This window comes from Paenibacillus marchantiophytorum (assembly GCF_014640555.1).
Classification (GTDB): domain Bacteria; phylum Bacillota; class Bacilli; order Paenibacillales; family NBRC-103111; genus Paenibacillus_E; species Paenibacillus_E marchantiophytorum.
In genome coordinates this window covers 1-16763 of the sequence record NZ_BMHE01000053.1, presented here as the reverse complement: position 1 = coordinate 16763, position 16763 = coordinate 1, and the positions used below count along the sequence as shown (strand labels likewise).

Sequence of the window (16763 nt, the reverse complement as noted above, 5' to 3'; positions counted from 1 at the left end):
GTCTATAAAAATGGGTTATAATCTGCTTCTTTGTCTCTTTTACGGAGATGAAGGAGCATTTCTTTTGATTTACATTTCCTGTATGCTAGAAAGGGGCTTGAGACAGATAGAAAGAAGGTGTCACCATGGAAGACGTTGGACTCGTACTGGAAGGCGGAGGTATGCGAGGGGTGTATACCGCAGGAGTCTTGGAATATTTTATGGAACAGGATTTATATTTCCCCTATGTAGTCGGAGTATCAGCTGGGGCATGTAACGCGGTGTCCTATATAGCGAAACAACCTGGACGAAACAAAAAAGTAACCATTGATTATATTGGAGATCATCGGTATCTAAGCTATCGCAATTTGGTGCGCCACAAAAGTATTTTTGGCATGGATTTCATTTTCAATGAATTGCCGAATAAATTGGTTCCCTTTGATTATGATGCTTTCTATAATTCAACACAGCAATTTGCGATTGGAACTACGGATGCGCATACCGGTGAACCGATTTATTACACCAAGCATCAGCTGATGAAAGAGACAATGCCTATTGTGCAGGCTTCTAGCTCACTGCCGTTTGTAGCAAAGCCGATTCATTACGAAGGCCGCACGTTATTCGATGGCGGATTGGTCGATCCGATTCCGGTACAGAAGTCAGTTGCGGATGGCAATAAGAAACATATTATCGTGCTGACCAAAGAACAAGGATATCGCAAGAGTCCGTTCAAACAACGGTGGCTTGCCAAAAGCTTTTATCCGAAATATGACGGTCTCGTGAATGTGCTTGTGAATCGAAGTGAAATCTACAATGCAACCTTGGAGACCATTTCCAAAATGGAAGCCGATGGCAGTGCGATCATCATCCGTCCTTCTGCCAAAGTACTTGTAGGCCGGATGGAGAAGAATCCGAAGAAACTGGAAGAACTGCACGATTTGGGCTACTCGGATGCGAAGCGGATGGGTTCCCAATTAAAAAGCTGGTTATTGACATAAGTGACAAAGGAGCTGTTCGTATGGGCGTATCTCATCAAAAAATCACAACATTCTTGATGTTCACTGGCCAGGCCGAAGAAGCTATGAATCTGTATACTTCTGTCTTCGATCAATCTGAGATCGTCAGCATAAAGCGATACGGCCCGAATGAAGCGGGAGCGGAGGGCAGTGTGCTGCAGGCGAGGTTTTCCATCCATGGACAGGAATTTATGTGTATAGACAGCAGTGTGGAGCATGCTTTTACGTTTACGCCATCCATTTCACTCTATGTAAACTGCGAAACGGAAGCGGAGATTGAGCGTGTTTTTGCTCAATTATCGCAGGATGGTCAAGTCTATATGGCGCTAGGGGCTTATCCGTTCAGTAAGAAATTTGGTTGGGTTGGGGATAAGTTTGGTGTTTCCTGGCAGTTGAATCTACTTGGGAATGATAAGGAATAGGCTGCCGAAGTACATCGGAACTTGCTCTTGGAAAGGAGTACTCGTCATTGTTGTTAACTATCCTGCTTTTCGTAATCGCTGGGATCGCTGAAATTGGCGGAGGATACCTGGTTTGGCTTTGGCTGCGAGAATCCAAGCCACTCTCGTACGGTATTGTAGGAGGAATAATCCTTGTCTTGTACGGTATTATTCCAACTCTGCAGAGCTTTCCATCCTTTGGGCGAGTCTATGCAGCTTACGGCGGTGTATTCATCATTCTTGCCGTGCTGTGGGGATGGTTTGTAGATAAAAAAACACCTGATATGTACGATTGGATTGGAGCTGCTGTTTGCGTTGTAGGGGTCTCCATTATGCTTTGGGCCCCTAGAAGTTAATAATTTAAAAGGTAAGCTTGCTTAATTCAATAAGTAGGGGTATATTTCTCTTATGTGAATTGAATAACCACCAACCGGGAGCTTGATTAGTCAGGCTGAGAGTGCGGGATATACCGCTGACCGTTCGATCTGATCTAGGTAATGCTAGCGCAGAGAATGATAGTACAACTAATTAGTGTACTAATGTCAACGTATAAGCCGCACGAGACGATTTTGTCTTTTGCGGCTTTTTTGTATCTATGGTAATGCCAGCGTAGAGAATTCACACAAATGCACGTCCTTTCGGTCAAGCTTCGATAGGGTTTATCATTTTCTACTTATGGCGCTCCCGGATAACGGGAGCTTTTTCTTGTGGTTGGATGTAAAGACGAGAGGGGAAACTAGGAATGAACTGGAAGAAAATCGCACCATGGATGCTGGTAAGTCTGTCTGTCGCGTTGGCAGGGTGTGGCAATGAGGCCGTGAAACCGACGGAATCGGCCAAAGCAACGGAATCTGCTAAACCGGCCAAGGCATTGACGAATATTAAGGTGGTTTTGGACTGGACGCCGAATACGAATCATACGGGACTGTACGTGGCTAAAGATCAAGGCTTTTTCGAACAAGAAGGTTTGAATGTGCAAATCATCGCTCCCGGAGAGGGCGGCGCAGATACGATGATCGCTTCAGGAGCTGCTGAATTCGGGGTTAGTTATCAAGAGAGCATTACACAAGGTCGTATCCAAGGTGTTCCTTTGGTTTCGCTTGCCGCAGTGATCCAACATAATACATCAGGATTTGCTTCACCGGTGGCGAAGAACGTCAAATCGCCGAAGGATTTTGAGAATAAAACATACGGTGGTTGGGGCGCTCCAGCTGAAAATGCTATGATTGAATCTCTAATGCAATCAGAGAAAGCGGATCCGAGCAAAGTGAAGATTGTTAATATTGGTGAAGCTGATTACTTCACAGCGGTGAAACGTGATATTGATTTCGCTTGGATATACTACGCTTGGACAGGCGTGGATGCCGAGCTGCGTGGAGAGCCGCTAAATATGATTTATTTGAATAAATACTCCGATAAACTGGATTATTACACGCCGGTTCTGGCAACGAATGAGAAAATGATCAAAGAAAAACCAGAAGTCGTGAAAGCCTTCATGGCAGCAGCGACCAAGGGCTATCAATTCGCAATCAGCAAGCCTGAGGATGCGGCGAACATTTTGATCAAAGCTGTTCCCGACTTGGATAAAAAGCTTGTGCTTGCTAGCCAAAAATGGCTTAGCACACGTTACCAGGATGATGCCCCGCGTTGGGGTGAACAAAAACGGGCAGTCTGGGAAAATTATGCGAATTGGATGCTGGAGCATAAGCTTCTGGAGAAAAACCTGGATGTAGACGCTGCTTTTACGAACAATTTCTTGCCAGCTGCTGCGAAATAAGCTTGAACTGAAATCAGACGATCAATTGGAAGGAGCAATTCCCATGGCTAATGCACTTGTCAGTATTCAAATCATTCCCAAAACGAAAAATAATGAAGATGTGATTCCTTATGTCGATCGAGCGATTGAGGTGATCGCGAAATCTGGTGTGAAATATTTCGTTTCACCGTTGGAAACAACGATGGAAGGGGAATTGGATCAATTGCTGGCAATCATTCAGGATATGAATGCCGCAATGATTGAAATGGGCAGCCCTAACGTTATTTCCCAAGTGAAAATATATTTCAACCCCTCTGGAGCGTCGATGGACAAGTTAACGGAGAAATACAGATAATGAAACAGCAACGCTGGTTCAAAGCAGGATGGCCACCTATTGTCGTGGTCATCCTTCTGTTGCTTATATGGCAGCTAGCAGTGACTTGGGGAGGAACAGCCAGTTGGCTGCTGCCGAGTCCGCTCAAGATATGGCGAGACGGTACAACGGATATGCCGCGCGTCTGGATGCATAGCTTCGCCACTCTGCGATTGATGTTAATGGGCTTCGCTGTCGGTGTAACAGGCGGCGCTGTCGTCGCTGGTTGTCTGCACCGGATACCCGCGCTCAAAGCCGGATTCTATCCGTTGTTGATTCTTTCACAGAATGTTCCTACGATTGCGTTGGGCCCTCTTTTAATTATTTTATTTGGATTTGGTCTTTTACCTAAAATCTTATTAATTTCACTGGTTTGTTTCTTCCCGGTAACGATGTCTACCCTGGATGGCTTCATGCAAACAGATCGGAATATGTATAATTACATGCAGATGATAGGGGCTAGCAGAAGGCAAATTTTCTATAAGCTTGAGGTGCCTCATGCATTGCCGGCTCTGTTTACCGGACTCAAAATATCAGCAACTTACAGTGTAATGGGAGCGGTTATTGCGGAATGGTTGGGTGGCGGTGTTGGCCTTGGTTATTATATGATTTTACAGAAATCGGCCTTTCGTGCGGATCGTGAATTTGTTGCGATATTTATCATCGTTATACTAAGCTTGTTGTTCTTCTGGTTCATTGCCGGGCTGGAGAAGCTGATCATTCGCTGGAATGCGAAGAAGTCATCCTAGAGATGAAGGAGTACGAGCATGAATAAGTTAGAACTTCAAGGAATTCAACATACATTCGCGGGCAAAAAACAACGTGTGACCGTGTTATCTGATATTTCACTGCATGTAAAAGAAGGCGAGTTCGTGACCATCATCGGCCCGTCCGGCAGCGGAAAAAGTACCCTATTCCATATCATTGGCGGTCTCGTCACGCCTACAGCAGGCGATGTTTGGTTGGATGGAGCGAAGGTGACGGGCATCAAAGGCTTGATCAGCTACATGCCGCAGCAGCCCGCATTGTTCCCCTGGCGGACGATTGAAGCCAATGTAGCACTAGCTCAAGAGGTTGCTGGTGTACCAAGGCAGGACGCGGTGGCAAAAGCCAGAGAGTGGCTGCCCAAGGTTGGCCTTGCCGGGTACGAACAGGAGCTGCCACACGTCTTGTCAGGCGGGATGCAGCAGCGTGTGTCGTTTCTCAGAGCGCTGCTTAGTCCGCAGGAAGTCATGTGCCTGGATGAACCCTTCGGCTCATTGGACGCGCTGACGCGCCAAGATATGCAAGCCTGGCTGCTCAATATTTGGGAGAAGAACAGGCGGTCTATCTTATTTGTGACCCATAGTATCGAGGAAGCTCTTTTCTTATCTGATCGGATCTATGTGATTTCGAATAAGCCTGCCGAAATACTGGAGGAACTGGTAGTTCCTTTCGCCCGGCCGCGTCAGGAGGAAGTCAATCTTGAGCCCGCATTCCACAAGCTTCGTAAACATATACAAAGTCTATTGCGTCAGGAGGTCCAATCATGATTCTCGCTATTGATGCCCATATACATCTTGATATGTATACAGAAGATTCTGCTAAGCAAATCGTTTCTGATTTAGCCAACAGCCAGATTGAAGCTCTTATTGCGGTGTCCAGACATTTGGATTCTTGTAAAGCGACGAAGCGATTGAAAACATTCGCAGAAGGTAAAGTTTTCGCTGCTTATGGCTTCCATCCTGAACAGGCGCTGCCTGATGAAGTAGAAGTGGAAGAACTATTCACTTGGATTCGCGAACACGCAGATGAGATGGTTGCAGTTGGAGAGATCGGCTTACCTTATTATAATCGGGTTGAAGCCGAAGAAAAGGGGCACGCCTTTAATCTTGCTCCCTATGTGGCGCTACTGGAAAGCTTCATGAAACTGGCTGCGGAATTGGATAAACCAGTCGTGCTGCACGCGGTTTATGAAGATGCGGAAATCGTCTGTGATCTGCTGGTGAAGCATCGGATTCGCAAAGCTCATTTTCACTGGTTCAAAGGGGCTCCACATGTGGTGCAACGCATGATTCAAGCCGGTTACATGATCTCCATTACTCCTGATGTTTTGTATGAAGAGGAAATACAAACGCTTGTTCGTAATTATCCAATTACGCAACTAATGGTTGAGACGGATGGTCCTTGGCCCTTCGAAGGGCCTTTCCAAGGGCAAGAAACACACCCGCAGATGATTCATGCGGTTATTGAACAGATAGCGCTGCTGCATGGTGTGCCAAGAGAAACAGCAGCCGTGATCATTCATCGGAATACCCAACAATTCTACGGTCTTCCTATTAATTAATTTGGAACTGGACAAGTGTTCGTATTGGTTTTATAATGAATGAGAACGCGTGTTCTATATCTAGGTGAGGTGAACGTAGAAATGACTGTCCGCTGCGGTTGGGTCAATGAAGATCCGTTATATATCCATTACCATGATCAAGAATGGGGAGTACCGGTCCATGATGATCGTCATTTGTTTGAGATGCTTAATCTCGAGGGTGCACAGGCAGGACTCAGTTGGTATACCATTCTGAAGAAACGCGAGAACTACCGTGAAGCATTCGATCAATTTGATCCGTTAATCATTGTGAATTACGATGATAACAAGATGCAAGAGCTTTTGCAAAATGCGGGAATCGTACGAAATCGCTTGAAAATCGCAGCTGTTGTTCAGAATGCGAAAGCTTTTCTCAACGTTCAACAAGAGTTTGGCACGTTCGATCAATACATATGGGGATTCGTAGGCGGCCAACCGATTCGCAATCATTGGCGCAGTATGAGTGAAGTTCCAGCAACATCGGAAATATCAAATGCAATGAGCAAAGATTTGAAAAAGCGCGGATTCAAATTCGTAGGGTCAACCATTTGTTATGCCTATATGCAAGCGGTAGGAATGGTGAATGATCACTTCGAGACTTGTTTTCGATATAGCGATGTGTAAATAGAAGAAAAGGCCATCAGATAAGGGAGCCCCCTTGTTTGGTGGCCTTTCTTTTGGAGAACTTATGCGTATTGAAGTTGTTTCTCCATAAGGTTCGTTTTAATAAGGTAGATACGCTTGCGGATGTAGAAGTCATAAACAGCTCCTGTTAATTCTCGTGGTTTAATGCGAATGTTGGTGTCGTTGTCTATGATTGTCACCGATCCGTCATCATAAAACTTGAACGTATAATCGGCGTAATAGGCATGTGCTTCATCGAGCATGGCATCTATCTGTCCGGGAAGAAGATGGTCAGTGTCACACAATGCCTTGTGGTACCAATAATCTCTCTCAATAAAGCGAAAATTGTGACTAGTGTTCATCATGTTAACAACCTCCTCATCTAATTGGAACATTTGTTCTTGTTTTTATTATAACAAACAAACGTTCGTATTGGAAGAGGAAACTTTGAAAAATGGGAAATATTTTCATATAAAAAACGTTCAATCAGCTAGATTGAAAGGTTTTTGGGTCTGTGGTGAGCGATTACCCCAAATGTCGTTTAGAGAGGTACTCCTTTCCAAGCGCTGTAGCAACTCGATTTGATGGAGTGTCTCAATGCGCTGAGAAAAGGTAACTGTAAGTGCTTATTGCTTCGAATTGCTGCTGTCTTAGACTTTCTTAGTGCAATTTGTATAGTCTTTGCCAAAATAATCACCCGTGCTGCTGCGCAGCTCCACGAAGAATGAAATTGTGGAGTGAATTCTTAAGGTAGAGGAACGTCGTTCCCTCTGAAGTGGATTTTCTACTGGTGGTGGAGTTAGATGGATGGTTGGGAGAACGCGGAGATTAGCAGTACGGGAAAGAAGCTGATTGTTTGGGCGTAAGGCAGCCGTCAGTGGCAAGAGGAACTATGATCCGCTATATGTGGCAGATCGGCCGATGTGCACATCCATGCGGAACTACGATCCGTTATTTGGTGCGAATCCGCCCACTTCGGGGGCGAAACAGCGAAATAGAGGAACAGAGTTCCGCGTGAGGTCCAATTAGCGCGGTTTTTGCCAGAATAGAGGAACGACGTTCCCTCTGGAGTGGATTTGCTGCTGGTGGTGGAGTTAGATGGATGGTTGGGAGAACGCGGAGAGTTAGCAGTACGGAAAAGTATCTGATTGGTTGGACGGTATGGCAGCCGTCAGTGGCAAGAGGAACTACGATTCTCTATATGTGGCAAATCGACCGATGTGCACATCCATGCGGAACTAGGATCCGTTATTTGGTGTGAATCTGCCCATTTCGGGGGCGGAACAGCGAAATAGAGGAACAGAGTTCCGCGTGAGGTTCAAATAGCGCGGTTAATGCCAGAATAGAGGAATGACGTTCCCTCTGGAGTGGGGTAGAGGAAAACGTCGTTCCCTCTGAAGTGGATTTTCTACTGGTGGTGGAGTTAGATGGATGGTTGGGAGAACGCGGAGAGTAGCAGTACGGGAAAGTAGCTGATTGGTTGGGCGGGAGAGGCAGCCGTCAAAAGGAACTACGATCCTCTATATGTGGCAAATCAGCCGATGTGCACATCCATGCGGAACTAGGATCCGTTATTTGGTCTGAATCTGCCCATTTCGGGGGCGAAACAGCGAAATAGAGGAACAGAGTTCCGCGTGAGGTCCAAATAGCGCGGTTAATGCCAGAATAGAGGAATGACGTTCCCTCTGAAGTGGATTTGCTGCTGGTGGTGGAGTTAGATGGATGGTTGGGAGAACGCGGAGAGTTAGCAGTACGGAAAAGTAGCTGATTGGTTGGACGGTATGGCAGCCGTCAGTGGTAAGAGGAACTACGATTCTCTATATGTGGCAAATCGACCGATGTGCACATCCATGCGGAACTAGGATCCGTTATTTGGTGTGAATCTGCCCATTTCGGGGGCGGAACAGCGAAATAGAGGAACAGAGTTCCGCGTGAGGTCCAAATAGCGCGGTTAATGCCAGAATAGAGGAATGACGTTCCCTCTGGAGTGGGTTTGCTGCTGGTGGTGGAGTTAGATGGATGGTTGGGAGAACGCGGAGAGTTAGCAGTACGGGAAAGTAGCTGATTGGTTGGGCGGGAGCGGCAGCCGTCAGTGGCAAGAGGAACTACGATCCGCTATATGTGGCATATCGGCCGATGTGTGCATCCATGCGGAACTAGGATCCGTTATTTGGTGTGAATCTGCCCATTTCGGGGGCGAAACAGCGAAATAGAGGAACAGAGTTCCGCGTGAGGTCCAAATAACGCGGTTAATGCCAGAATAGAGGAATGACGTTCCCTATGGAGTGGGGTAGAGGAAAACGTCGTTCCCTCTGGAGTGGATTTGCTGCTGGTGGCGTCCGCCGCAGATTTCTTTGCTACGGCAGATTTTAGGTGGAAAGGTGATCGTATGCTTGAAATAGCGCCTCTGGAATTCATTAGATTTTCAGAGTGAGCGATTTTGGTCGAATAAAGGTTATTGAGTTCGTTAGGGGCCTTGGGTTTGCCTCAAGGTTCAATGATTTGACTGGACTTGACTGGATTTAGTGACCTAGCCGCAAGCTAGGTTTATTTCGGCCATGATATGTTTCGTAATGGCTATCCCATGCATCCGTCCCGTTTCAATGAAGATTTCGTTCGCATCGTATTTGGAAGATGCAACAACGCCAGCGACATATAGTCCCGGAATATTCGTTTCCATCGTCTCGGGATTGATCAGCGGAGCATTCGTTTCTTCATGAAAGTTCACACCAATGGATGTCAGCAGTTGACGATCAGGTCTGAAGCCTGTGAGGGCAAGAACGAAGTCATTCGCCAAAATGACGCTTTCGGAGTCTCTGCGTACAACAATCGCTTGTTCTTCGATTCGTTCAACCTGAGAGTTAAACCACATGTGGATGCGTCCTTTGTTTACCATGCTTTCGAAGATCGGACGAACCCATGGTTTAATATTGGCAGAGAAATGGGGTCCGCGGTAAATAACGGTTACTTCAGCGCCGACCCGCATCAAATCCATGGCCGCGTCAACAGCGGAATTATTGCCGCCGATAATAGCTACTTTGGTACCTGCATAGGGGTGAGCTTCCTTGTAATAGTGGGTCGTCTTAGGTGAATCCTCGCCGGGGATCCCAAGCAAATTAGGATGATCAAAATAACCGGTAGCAACGATGACACGACGAGCGCTATAAACTGTCGCTTTGCCAAACTGATTTACCGTATGCACATGGAAGCCTGTTTCGAGCTGTTCTATGGCAACGACTTCCTCATAAGAGCGAATACGAAGTTGTTCTCTGCGAGCGACCTCTCTGTAATAGACCAATGCTTCTTGACGATAGGGTTTATCATGAGGGGTTGAAAATGGATAGTCTCCAATTTCAAGCAGTTCAGGCGTGCTGAAAAATTGCAAATACGTAGGATACAAATAAATGGCATTGACGATGCTGCTTTTTTCTATAAGTAAGGGTGAAAGACCTTCGCGTTGTAAAGCGACTGCGGCAGACAACCCGCAAGGGCCTGCACCAATGATAATGACATTTTCCAAAATGACTGACCTCCTCAAGACTGAATCTCTTTCCATAGTAGCGCAACCCGAGAGGGATGCCAAGTTTTCGGTCGCAAAAAAAGAACAGGAGTCGCCCGAAACTCGGAACTAGCTGCCTGCTCATTTTAACCAGATGATCTTATTTCTGATTCAATTGGATTTGTTCGTTTTCTTCACTAATATCATCTTTGGCAATGTTAACTGAGTTTGTGTTTGGGGCGTTTTCTAAGGTGTCATTGACGAAGGCCAAATCTTGATTTTGGGCGTTCGTGTTCGTGGTTCCGGTGTAATTGCCGGCATGTTTTTTGTTTTCCATGAGAGTCATCCTTTCTGGACAAATTAGCGTTCAGCCTTAACCTGTACACATACGTTCGATTTTATGCTCCATATTATGGACAAAATCCGCTATAATAGAGGCAGATCATGAAAAAGGAGCACAAAGACGATGACTTTAGGAAATATTCAACATATGGTTATTTTTAATTTGCATGCTGGTAAAGATACACAAGAGGCTGAACAATTTCTAACAAGCAGCGCAGAGGAATTGGCGGCGATTCCTGGTGTAGAGGAGTTCCGTGTTCTGCGTCAAGTAAGCGTGAAAACGGATTTTGACTATGGTTTCTCGATGGTATTTGCCAATCAAGCGGCATATGACGCTTACAATATTCATCCCGTACATACGCAGTATGTTGCCGAGCGTTGGATGAAAGAAGTTAGCCGGTTTCAGGAAATCGATTTTGCGGCATTCGAATAGATCACTCTGAGGGGAGTTAGACAGTATCTTGAACAAAACCGAAGAGATATTTGATATTTATGATAAAAACATGAATTGGCTTGGCGCTGCTCCACGTTCGGAAGTGCATGCGAAGGGACTTTGGCATCAAACCTTTCAATGCTGGATTGTTACACATGAAGGGGGAGAACCGGCTCTTCTTCTGCAATTGAGGCACCCAGACAAAGATTTATTTCCGAATTTACTGGACATTTCTTGTGCTGGACATCTTGCGGCCGGCGAAACAACAAAAGAGGGAGCGCGCGAGCTGGAGGAAGAGCTAGGGCTCAAGGTTAACTTCGATCAATTAATGCCATGTGGCATATTTGCGGAAGAGGATCTCATCTCCGAAAACCTTATCGATCGTGAGTTTTGTCATGTTTTCGTGCATCGTTGCGATCAGCAGCTTCAGGCGTATGTACTGCAACCTGATGAGGTCAGTGGGATTTTTGCGGTGAAAGCGGCCAGTTTTGAACGATTAATTCATTCTGAAATGGATGAATTGACGGCGAATGGATATCGACTGAACGCGGCGGGTTTCCTGGAAGAGGAGAATCTAGTGGTGCGTTTGGAACAAATTGTTCCCCACCCCACTGCGTATTATGAGCTGGTGTTTCGGAAACTGAGGGAATACGGCTTTATTCCACAGGCATAGACAAAGAACCGATGCGCATGTTCCGCTCGGTTCTTCTTTCATCTAATTAAAAGTCTTAAACAAAATACTTATTCGCTATGTAGGCGTAAGCAATATAACAGACAACGGAAAGTCCGATACAGATAATTCCCAGAGCTGTTTTGCGCTTAAAAAGAAGCAGGAATCCGGCACTGAAGGCGGAACCCATAATTAACATCGAAATAAAAGTCAGAACACCCATTACATCTTATCTCCTTACCCTTTGTTTACGTAATCACGCACCATGTCCTCATTTACATAAGAACGGAGCGGAGAAATGCCCTCTTTCGCATGGGCGATGATTTGGGCTGTAATGGCGTTGATGGCATCAACGGTGAAGGGTAGCCCACGTTTGCACAGATCAACGGCAGCATCGATCGCTTGCTCACGCTTTTCATCCAGTTCCGCAAAGCGCACGAGATGCAAATGCTGTGCATTCGAATGTTTGGATATCGCTTCATGTACGTTCATCTTAAAGATCTCCTTTAGTGACCAGATTCTATCTAAGTATACACGATTGCTTGCGGAAGGAACAGCAGAAAGAGAATAGAGGTATAAAGTTGAAACCAGACTTCTACATAGCTCGGAGTGAAACAAATGAGTGCATTGCCGATTGAATCTGTTCTCCCCCAATTAATGGACGCATTGCGCGGGAGCCCCTGCGCCGTGCTGGTTGCTCAGCCTGGAGCGGGTAAGACGACCCGGGTTCCGATTGCTCTCCTGCAAGAAACATGGCTGCAAGATCAGAAGATCTTAATGCTTGAGCCGCGAAGGTTGGCCGCACGGGCTGCTGCGGGCTACATGTCCAAGCTTCTAGGTGAAGAAGTAGGAACCACAGTGGGTTATCGGGTAAAAAATGATACACGAGTCGGCCCGAGAACACGTATTGAAGTCATTACGGAAGGCGTACTAACAAGGATGCTTCAAACTGATCCAGCGCTAGATGGTGTAGGTGTCGTTATTTTTGATGAGTTTCATGAACGCAGTTTGCATGCTGATCTGGGACTGGCTTTGAGCCGGCAGACGCAGACCTTGCTGCGCGAAGACATGCGCATCCTCGTGATGTCAGCGACCATTGAAGCCGAACCTGTCGCTTCCATGCTGGATCAGGCCCCTATTATTAGAAGTGAAGGGCGAACTTACCCGGTTACAACGCATTATTTAACAACCAAAGTGATGGGCAAGATAGAAACTGCAGTTATCAAAAGTATTCAACAAGCAATAGCCGAACAGGCAGGGAGTTTGCTTGTTTTTCTGCCAGGAGCAGCAGAGATTCATCGCGTAGCTGGCAGTCTCGGCGCACTGCGATTAGGTCAAGAGGTGGAGATTGCGCCGCTATATGGCAATCTTTCTCAAGAAGACCAGGATCGGGCGCTTGCGCCAAGCGCCGCGGGTCACCGCAAGGTCGTGCTGGCGACGTCGATCGCAGAGACGAGCTTGACCGTTGAAGGTGTCACGGTTGTTATCGACAGCGGCTTGATGCGTGTGCCGCGCTTCTCGCCACGGACCGGCATGACCCGTCTGACGACGGTTCCAGTTTCGGCAGCCTCTGCTGATCAGCGCAGAGGCCGGGCTGGTCGTCTCGGTCCTGGCGTGTGCTACCGCCTATGGACCGAGACCGAGCAGCGGCAGCTCCCGCTAAGCAGCACGCCAGAAATCCGCGAAGCGGATCTGGCGCCGCTAGCGCTGGAACTGGCCGCCTGGGGCGTGTCAGACCCAGCCGAGCTGGTCTGGCTCGACCCTCCGCCTGCTGCTGCTTACCAGCAGGCTCGGGATCTGCTCGTGCAGCTCGGTGCCTTGCACGCGCACGGGGCCCTAACGGCGCACGGCAAGCGCCTCGCGCCGCTAGGGCTGCACCCGAGGCTTGCGCACATGGTGCTGCAAGCCATACCGCTTGAGCTCGGCGCCATGGCGTGCGAGCTCGCGGTAATGCTGAGCGAGCGCGATTTCATGCGCGCTGCGGAAGGGCGGGATGCGGATGTTCGCACCCGCATCGAAGTGCTCTGGCGCGCTGCGCAGGGCGAGCAGCGCGCAGATGTTGACTTTGGCTTGTGCCGGCGCATCGCGGCGGAAGCCAAAGTGCTCATGCAGGCGCTCGGCATCCGCCAGAGCGCCAGGCGGGCTTCGGCGAGCGGGCTGCTGCTCGCCTTCGCTTACCCCGATCGCGTCGCGCAGCGACGATCGACGGGCCGCTTCCTGCTGAGCAGCGGGCGCGGAGCTGTGCTGCCTGAGCTGCAGCCGCTATCCAACGAGCGCTATCTCGTAGCTGCCGAGCTAGACGATAATGGCCCGGAAAGCCGTATTTATTTGGCAGCGCCCATACAGGAAGATGAACTGCTTGCAGTATTTGAAAGTCTTTTGCAGCAGGAGAAAGAAGTGCTTTGGGATAAGGCGACCGAATCCGTAAAAGCAAGGCAACGCTTGCGGTTTGGAGCGATTATCCTCAAAGACAACCCCTTGCAGGAGCTCAGCCCGGAATTATATGTGCAGGCGCTGATCTCCGGCATTCGTGCCGAATCTTTGGAACTGCTGCCTTGGACAAAGAGTGCGCGTCAATTGCAGGAGCGTGTTACCTTTATCCATAGGCATGAAGAGGAGTGGCCCGATATGCGGGACGCAACTTTACTGGCTACATTGGAAGATTGGCTGGGGCCCCATCTGTATGGACTGAAAACCAAAGGTGCCATAGGGCGGCTAAATTTGACAAGTATATTAGAAGAAATGCTAACATGGGAGCAGCGACGCCGATTGGACGAGTGGGCACCCACGCACATTCAAGTGCCAAGCGGATCTCGTGTTCCCGTTGACTATAGGATGGGTGAATCTCCTGCAATTGCAGTTCGCTTGCAAGAAATGTTCGGCCTTGCAGATACTCCGCGGATTGCGAAAGGCAGAATCCCAGTGACTTTGCACTTATTGTCGCCAGCCCAGCGTCCTGTTCAGGTGACGAAGGATTTGGCCAGCTTTTGGCGAGAAGCCTACTTTGAAGTTAAAAAAGACCTCAAAGGCCGATATCCTAAACACTACTGGCCGGATGATCCGATGACTGCGATGCCGACCAATCGCGCTAAACCGCGTTCCTAACCCATTTCGCAGAAGAAGGGAATTGACGTACCCATGGCCAGGTACTCCGCTGCGGAGGAAGTCGTCATTATGATATCAGCGGGCTTTGCGACGGCACCTTATTTTTTGGATGCTTTTGGAATGGCGTTGTCCGCTCAGTTCAATCAAGAGGGTATTGCGAACCGCGTTGTTGTTCACTATCCCTATGGGGATTGGACACGTCATCGGGGGCGGCAGCTCAGTGAAATTATAAGCGATCTTTGGCGCAACGCCCATGGCAAACCATCCATATATGGAGGGGAAAGCTTGATATCCTATCTAACCGCTAACTTATCAGCCAGACAACAGGTTCTGCTTATAGGGCATAGTGCAGGCGGGGTAGCTTCTATTCAAGCTGCTGAAATGGTCATACAACAAGGATATTCACTTCTGGGTGTGATCCAAATCGGGTCCCCGAAATGTGCGATACCGCCTAATCTTAGGAATCAAGTGCTTTATCTGAAAGCAGCGAACCAGCTGAATCAAGCCAAAGATCCGGTGCCGCGTCTGGGCACTTGGGGCGGATGGTCCAAGACCCGCCTTGGTTTAAGGCGTTGGAATCGAGTGAAGCATGCACCGAATCACCGGCAGACGCTGCCTTTGATAGGCGGTCATGCCGATTATTTTAGAGATCATAATCCTTATATTTGGCAGGATACAACTAACTTGCAAACCACAATGAAAGCCATATGGACTTGGCTAAAACGATCAGAAAAGGATGATGAACATGATTGAAGTGCTAAAAGCGAACATGGAGTTCGCCAAAGAAGATGGCTATGTAGGCAAGGTTGAATTCAAAGTAAACGGGCACGAACATCCCTACGAAATCACCCTGCACAGCAAACGCGGGAAAGATGATTGGAGCTACGCTTTAAACTTTTTGAACGAGTCCGGGAAAGAAGAAGACATTGAAGCTGTTGAGGAGCTGCTTGAAGACGATGAGTACTTCGACCAGCTTGTGGATGCCGCGCAAAAGGCTTTGGTGAAGTAAAACGCAACTTGCATGAAGGGAGGAAGACCGATTGGATGCTCAAGTGAAACAAACACTCAAGGCTAGCTACGATCAACAAGCCCGTTTGCGCAACGAGGAAACGATTCAAATCTGGAAAAGCGAAGAAATGGACCGTTTTCTTAAACGACTGCATGAGGTTTCTCCGGATACGAGCAAGCGGGTGCTGGATCTGGGCAGCGGTCCTGGTCATCAAGCCGTCTATTTGCAAAATCAAGGTTGCGAGGTCACATGTGTTGATCTTTCCGAAGAAATGGTAGCTATATGCAAGGAAAAAGGGTTGGCTGCCTTTGCAATGGATTTCTATAATCTGGGCTTGCCTGAGCAATCATTTGATGCCGTTTGGACGATGAATGCATTGCTTCATGTACCCAAGGAGGGACTTCACCAAGTTCTCACCAACATAGAAACTGTGCTCAAGCCGGAAGGGTTGTTGTACTTGGGACTTTACGGCGGGTACGAGAGTGAGGGGATTTGGGAGCATGATACGTATCGGCCTCAGCGATTCTTCTCCTTTTATGAGGATGAGCACATCCAGCGTAAAGTGGCCGAAGTATTTGACATCGAACAATTCACGGTCCTCCCAATGGAAGGCACGCAAGTGGATTACCAAGCTATTCTAGCGAGAAAAAAATAGTGAAACCCATCCGGCAACGGATGGGTTTTTTGCGCGAATAAAGGGTATTGAGTTCGTTAGGGGGCATGGGGCTTTTTCGGTCTCAAAGGGCATCTAACGAACTGTATGATGCTTATAGACCGTAAAATGGCTGCTTTGGAGATTTAATGAACCGAGTTGGCGCTACTGAGCAAATTTTAGGCGGAAAGGTGGTCATTTTCTTGAAATAGAGCATCTGGTATTCGTTAGATTTTCAGAATGAGCGATTCTGGCCGAATAAAGGGTATTGAGTTCGTTAGGGGGGCATGGGGCTTTTCGGTCTCAAAGAGCATCTAACGAACTGTATGATGTTTATAGACCGTAAAATGGCTGCTTTGGAGATTTAATGAACCGAGTTGGCGCTACTGAGCAAATTTGTAACTACTTAGGTATCAGTTAGTTGAAAATAAATTGCCCCCGAAATGCACGGAAAAGAGAGTCGAAAATTGGGCGAGCTTGTTTTTGTAGAGTGGAGATCACACTGCGGATTCTTAGGAATA

The 16763-nt window shown here is 47.7% G+C and carries 20 protein-coding genes and 1 riboswitch; of the genes, 15 read left to right on the top strand and 5 right to left on the bottom strand.

Annotation, left to right across the window (positions count from 1 at the left end; translation table 11 throughout):
- Nucleotides 1–125: 125 nt before the first annotated feature.
- The 9 genes from IEY34_RS30570 to IEY34_RS30530 all read left to right on the top strand — a co-directional run bounded on the left by IEY34_RS30570 (nucleotide 126) and on the right by IEY34_RS30530 (nucleotide 6532).
- The gene (locus tag IEY34_RS30570; RefSeq protein WP_189019189.1) at nucleotides 126–977 is read left to right on the top strand and encodes a patatin-like phospholipase family protein; all 852 of its coding nucleotides are present in this window, start codon (nucleotides 126–128) and stop codon (nucleotides 975–977) included.
- A 20-nt stretch (nucleotides 978–997) separates the two neighbouring features.
- Nucleotides 998–1417: a VOC family protein gene (locus IEY34_RS30565; protein WP_189019187.1), complete on the top strand. Its 420-nt coding sequence runs from the start codon at nucleotides 998–1000 to the stop codon at nucleotides 1415–1417.
- Between the two features lie 47 nt (nucleotides 1418–1464).
- Entirely contained in the window at nucleotides 1465–1791 is a 327-nt protein-coding gene (locus IEY34_RS30560) for a YnfA family protein (protein ID WP_189019185.1), read from the top strand.
- Nucleotides 1792–1855: 64 nt separating this feature from the next.
- Nucleotides 1856–1964, top strand: a riboswitch (TPP riboswitch).
- Between the two features lie 213 nt (nucleotides 1965–2177).
- Nucleotides 2178–3212 (top strand): ABC transporter substrate-binding protein, encoded by a 1035-nt coding sequence (locus tag IEY34_RS30555; RefSeq protein ID WP_189019183.1) that lies wholly within the window; start codon nucleotides 2178–2180, stop codon nucleotides 3210–3212.
- Between the two features lie 43 nt (nucleotides 3213–3255).
- Nucleotides 3256–3546: a thiamine-binding protein gene (locus IEY34_RS30550; protein WP_029194191.1), complete on the top strand. Its 291-nt coding sequence runs from the start codon at nucleotides 3256–3258 to the stop codon at nucleotides 3544–3546.
- The gene (locus IEY34_RS30545) at nucleotides 3546–4313 is read left to right on the top strand and encodes an ABC transporter permease (RefSeq protein ID WP_189019182.1); all 768 of its coding nucleotides are present in this window, start codon (nucleotides 3546–3548) and stop codon (nucleotides 4311–4313) included. Before IEY34_RS30550 ends, IEY34_RS30545 begins: the two co-directional genes overlap by 1 nt.
- Before the next feature lie 18 nt (nucleotides 4314–4331).
- Entirely contained in the window at nucleotides 4332–5096 is a 765-nt protein-coding gene (locus tag IEY34_RS30540; RefSeq protein WP_189019180.1) for an ABC transporter ATP-binding protein, read from the top strand.
- Nucleotides 5093–5890: a TatD family hydrolase gene (locus tag IEY34_RS30535; protein WP_189019178.1), complete on the top strand. Its 798-nt coding sequence runs from the start codon at nucleotides 5093–5095 to the stop codon at nucleotides 5888–5890. The genes IEY34_RS30540 and IEY34_RS30535 overlap by 4 nt, the downstream gene beginning before the upstream one ends.
- Nucleotides 5891–5971: 81 nt before the next feature.
- Entirely contained in the window at nucleotides 5972–6532 is a 561-nt protein-coding gene (locus IEY34_RS30530) for a DNA-3-methyladenine glycosylase I (RefSeq protein WP_189019176.1), read from the top strand.
- Nucleotides 6533–6594: 62 nt separating this feature from the next.
- Here the strand turns inward: IEY34_RS30530 and IEY34_RS30525 are convergent, their stop codons facing one another.
- The 3 genes from IEY34_RS30525 to IEY34_RS30515 form a co-directional block, all read right to left on the bottom strand.
- Complete coding sequence (locus IEY34_RS30525; protein WP_229757915.1) at nucleotides 6595–6897, bottom strand: hypothetical protein; 303 nt, start codon at nucleotides 6895–6897, stop codon at nucleotides 6595–6597.
- A 2165-nt stretch (nucleotides 6898–9062) separates the two neighbouring features.
- Nucleotides 9063–10052 carry a YpdA family putative bacillithiol disulfide reductase gene (locus tag IEY34_RS30520; protein ID WP_189019174.1) on the bottom strand — a complete coding sequence of 330 codons (990 nt, stop codon included), beginning with the start codon at nucleotides 10050–10052 and terminating at the stop codon, nucleotides 9063–9065.
- A gap of 139 nt (nucleotides 10053–10191) precedes the next feature.
- Nucleotides 10192–10368, bottom strand: coding sequence for a hypothetical protein (locus IEY34_RS30515; protein WP_189019172.1), 177 nt, complete (start codon nucleotides 10366–10368; stop codon nucleotides 10192–10194).
- Nucleotides 10369–10497: 129 nt separating this feature from the next.
- Between IEY34_RS30515 and IEY34_RS30510 the strand changes: the two genes are divergently transcribed.
- Together IEY34_RS30510 and IEY34_RS30505 are read left to right on the top strand one after the other, a co-directional pair.
- Complete coding sequence (locus IEY34_RS30510; protein ID WP_189019171.1) at nucleotides 10498–10806, top strand: Dabb family protein; 309 nt, start codon at nucleotides 10498–10500, stop codon at nucleotides 10804–10806.
- Between the two features lie 28 nt (nucleotides 10807–10834).
- Nucleotides 10835–11479, top strand: a complete 645-nt coding sequence (locus IEY34_RS30505; RefSeq protein WP_189019169.1) for an NUDIX hydrolase — start codon at nucleotides 10835–10837, stop codon at nucleotides 11477–11479.
- 55 nt (nucleotides 11480–11534) lie between these two features.
- Here the strand turns inward: IEY34_RS30505 and IEY34_RS30500 are convergent, their stop codons facing one another.
- Together IEY34_RS30500 and IEY34_RS30495 are read right to left on the bottom strand one after the other, a co-directional pair.
- Complete coding sequence (locus tag IEY34_RS30500; protein WP_189019167.1) at nucleotides 11535–11699, bottom strand: hypothetical protein; 165 nt, start codon at nucleotides 11697–11699, stop codon at nucleotides 11535–11537.
- A 14-nt stretch (nucleotides 11700–11713) separates the two neighbouring features.
- Nucleotides 11714–11968, bottom strand: a complete 255-nt coding sequence (locus IEY34_RS30495) for a YpbS family protein (protein ID WP_189019164.1) — start codon at nucleotides 11966–11968, stop codon at nucleotides 11714–11716.
- A 126-nt stretch (nucleotides 11969–12094) separates the two neighbouring features.
- Between IEY34_RS30495 and hrpB the strand changes: the two genes are divergently transcribed.
- The 4 genes from hrpB to IEY34_RS30475 are packed head-to-tail and all read left to right on the top strand — an operon-like array spanning nucleotide 12095 to nucleotide 16245.
- Entirely contained in the window at nucleotides 12095–14581 is a 2487-nt protein-coding gene (gene hrpB / locus IEY34_RS30490; RefSeq protein ID WP_189019163.1) for an ATP-dependent helicase HrpB, read from the top strand.
- 33 nt (nucleotides 14582–14614) lie between these two features.
- On the top strand, nucleotides 14615–15334 hold the full coding sequence (locus IEY34_RS30485; protein WP_189019161.1) for an alpha/beta hydrolase family protein: 720 nt from the start codon (nucleotides 14615–14617) through the stop codon (nucleotides 15332–15334).
- Entirely contained in the window at nucleotides 15327–15590 is a 264-nt protein-coding gene (locus IEY34_RS30480; protein ID WP_308423069.1) for a hypothetical protein, read from the top strand. The genes IEY34_RS30485 and IEY34_RS30480 overlap by 8 nt, the downstream gene beginning before the upstream one ends.
- A gap of 31 nt (nucleotides 15591–15621) precedes the next feature.
- Nucleotides 15622–16245 carry a class I SAM-dependent methyltransferase gene (locus tag IEY34_RS30475; protein WP_189019159.1) on the top strand — a complete coding sequence of 208 codons (624 nt, stop codon included), beginning with the start codon at nucleotides 15622–15624 and terminating at the stop codon, nucleotides 16243–16245.
- The last annotated feature ends 518 nt before the right edge of the window (nucleotides 16246–16763 follow it).

What these genes read in the sequence shown, in the direction of transcription:
- IEY34_RS30570 (WP_189019189.1), top strand. Translation starts at nt 126, where the DNA reads ATGGAAGACGTTGGACTCGTACTGGAAGGCGGAGGTATGCGAGGGGTG.
- IEY34_RS30565 (WP_189019187.1), top strand. Translation starts at nt 998, where the DNA reads ATGGGCGTATCTCATCAAAAAATCACAACATTCTTGATGTTCACTGGC.
- IEY34_RS30555 (WP_189019183.1), top strand. Translation starts at nt 2,178, where the DNA reads ATGAACTGGAAGAAAATCGCACCATGGATGCTGGTAAGTCTGTCTGTC.
- IEY34_RS30550 (WP_029194191.1), top strand. Translation starts at nt 3,256, where the DNA reads ATGGCTAATGCACTTGTCAGTATTCAAATCATTCCCAAAACGAAAAAT.
- IEY34_RS30545 (WP_189019182.1), top strand. Translation starts at nt 3,546, where the DNA reads ATGAAACAGCAACGCTGGTTCAAAGCAGGATGGCCACCTATTGTCGTG.
- IEY34_RS30540 (WP_189019180.1), top strand. Translation starts at nt 4,332, where the DNA reads ATGAATAAGTTAGAACTTCAAGGAATTCAACATACATTCGCGGGCAAA.
- IEY34_RS30535 (WP_189019178.1), top strand. Translation starts at nt 5,093, where the DNA reads ATGATTCTCGCTATTGATGCCCATATACATCTTGATATGTATACAGAA.
- IEY34_RS30530 (WP_189019176.1), top strand. Translation starts at nt 5,972, where the DNA reads ATGACTGTCCGCTGCGGTTGGGTCAATGAAGATCCGTTATATATCCAT.
- IEY34_RS30525 (WP_229757915.1), bottom strand. Translation starts at nt 6,897, where the DNA reads ATGATGAACACTAGTCACAATTTTCGCTTTATTGAGAGAGATTATTGG.
- IEY34_RS30515 (WP_189019172.1), bottom strand. Translation starts at nt 10,368, where the DNA reads ATGGAAAACAAAAAACATGCCGGCAATTACACCGGAACCACGAACACG.
- IEY34_RS30510 (WP_189019171.1), top strand. Translation starts at nt 10,498, where the DNA reads ATGACTTTAGGAAATATTCAACATATGGTTATTTTTAATTTGCATGCT.
- IEY34_RS30500 (WP_189019167.1), bottom strand. Translation starts at nt 11,699, where the DNA reads ATGGGTGTTCTGACTTTTATTTCGATGTTAATTATGGGTTCCGCCTTC.
- IEY34_RS30495 (WP_189019164.1), bottom strand. Translation starts at nt 11,968, where the DNA reads ATGAACGTACATGAAGCGATATCCAAACATTCGAATGCACAGCATTTG.
- hrpB (WP_189019163.1), top strand. Translation starts at nt 12,095, where the DNA reads ATGAGTGCATTGCCGATTGAATCTGTTCTCCCCCAATTAATGGACGCA.
- IEY34_RS30485 (WP_189019161.1), top strand. Translation starts at nt 14,615, where the DNA reads ATGGCCAGGTACTCCGCTGCGGAGGAAGTCGTCATTATGATATCAGCG.
- IEY34_RS30480 (WP_308423069.1), top strand. Translation starts at nt 15,327, where the DNA reads ATGATTGAAGTGCTAAAAGCGAACATGGAGTTCGCCAAAGAAGATGGC.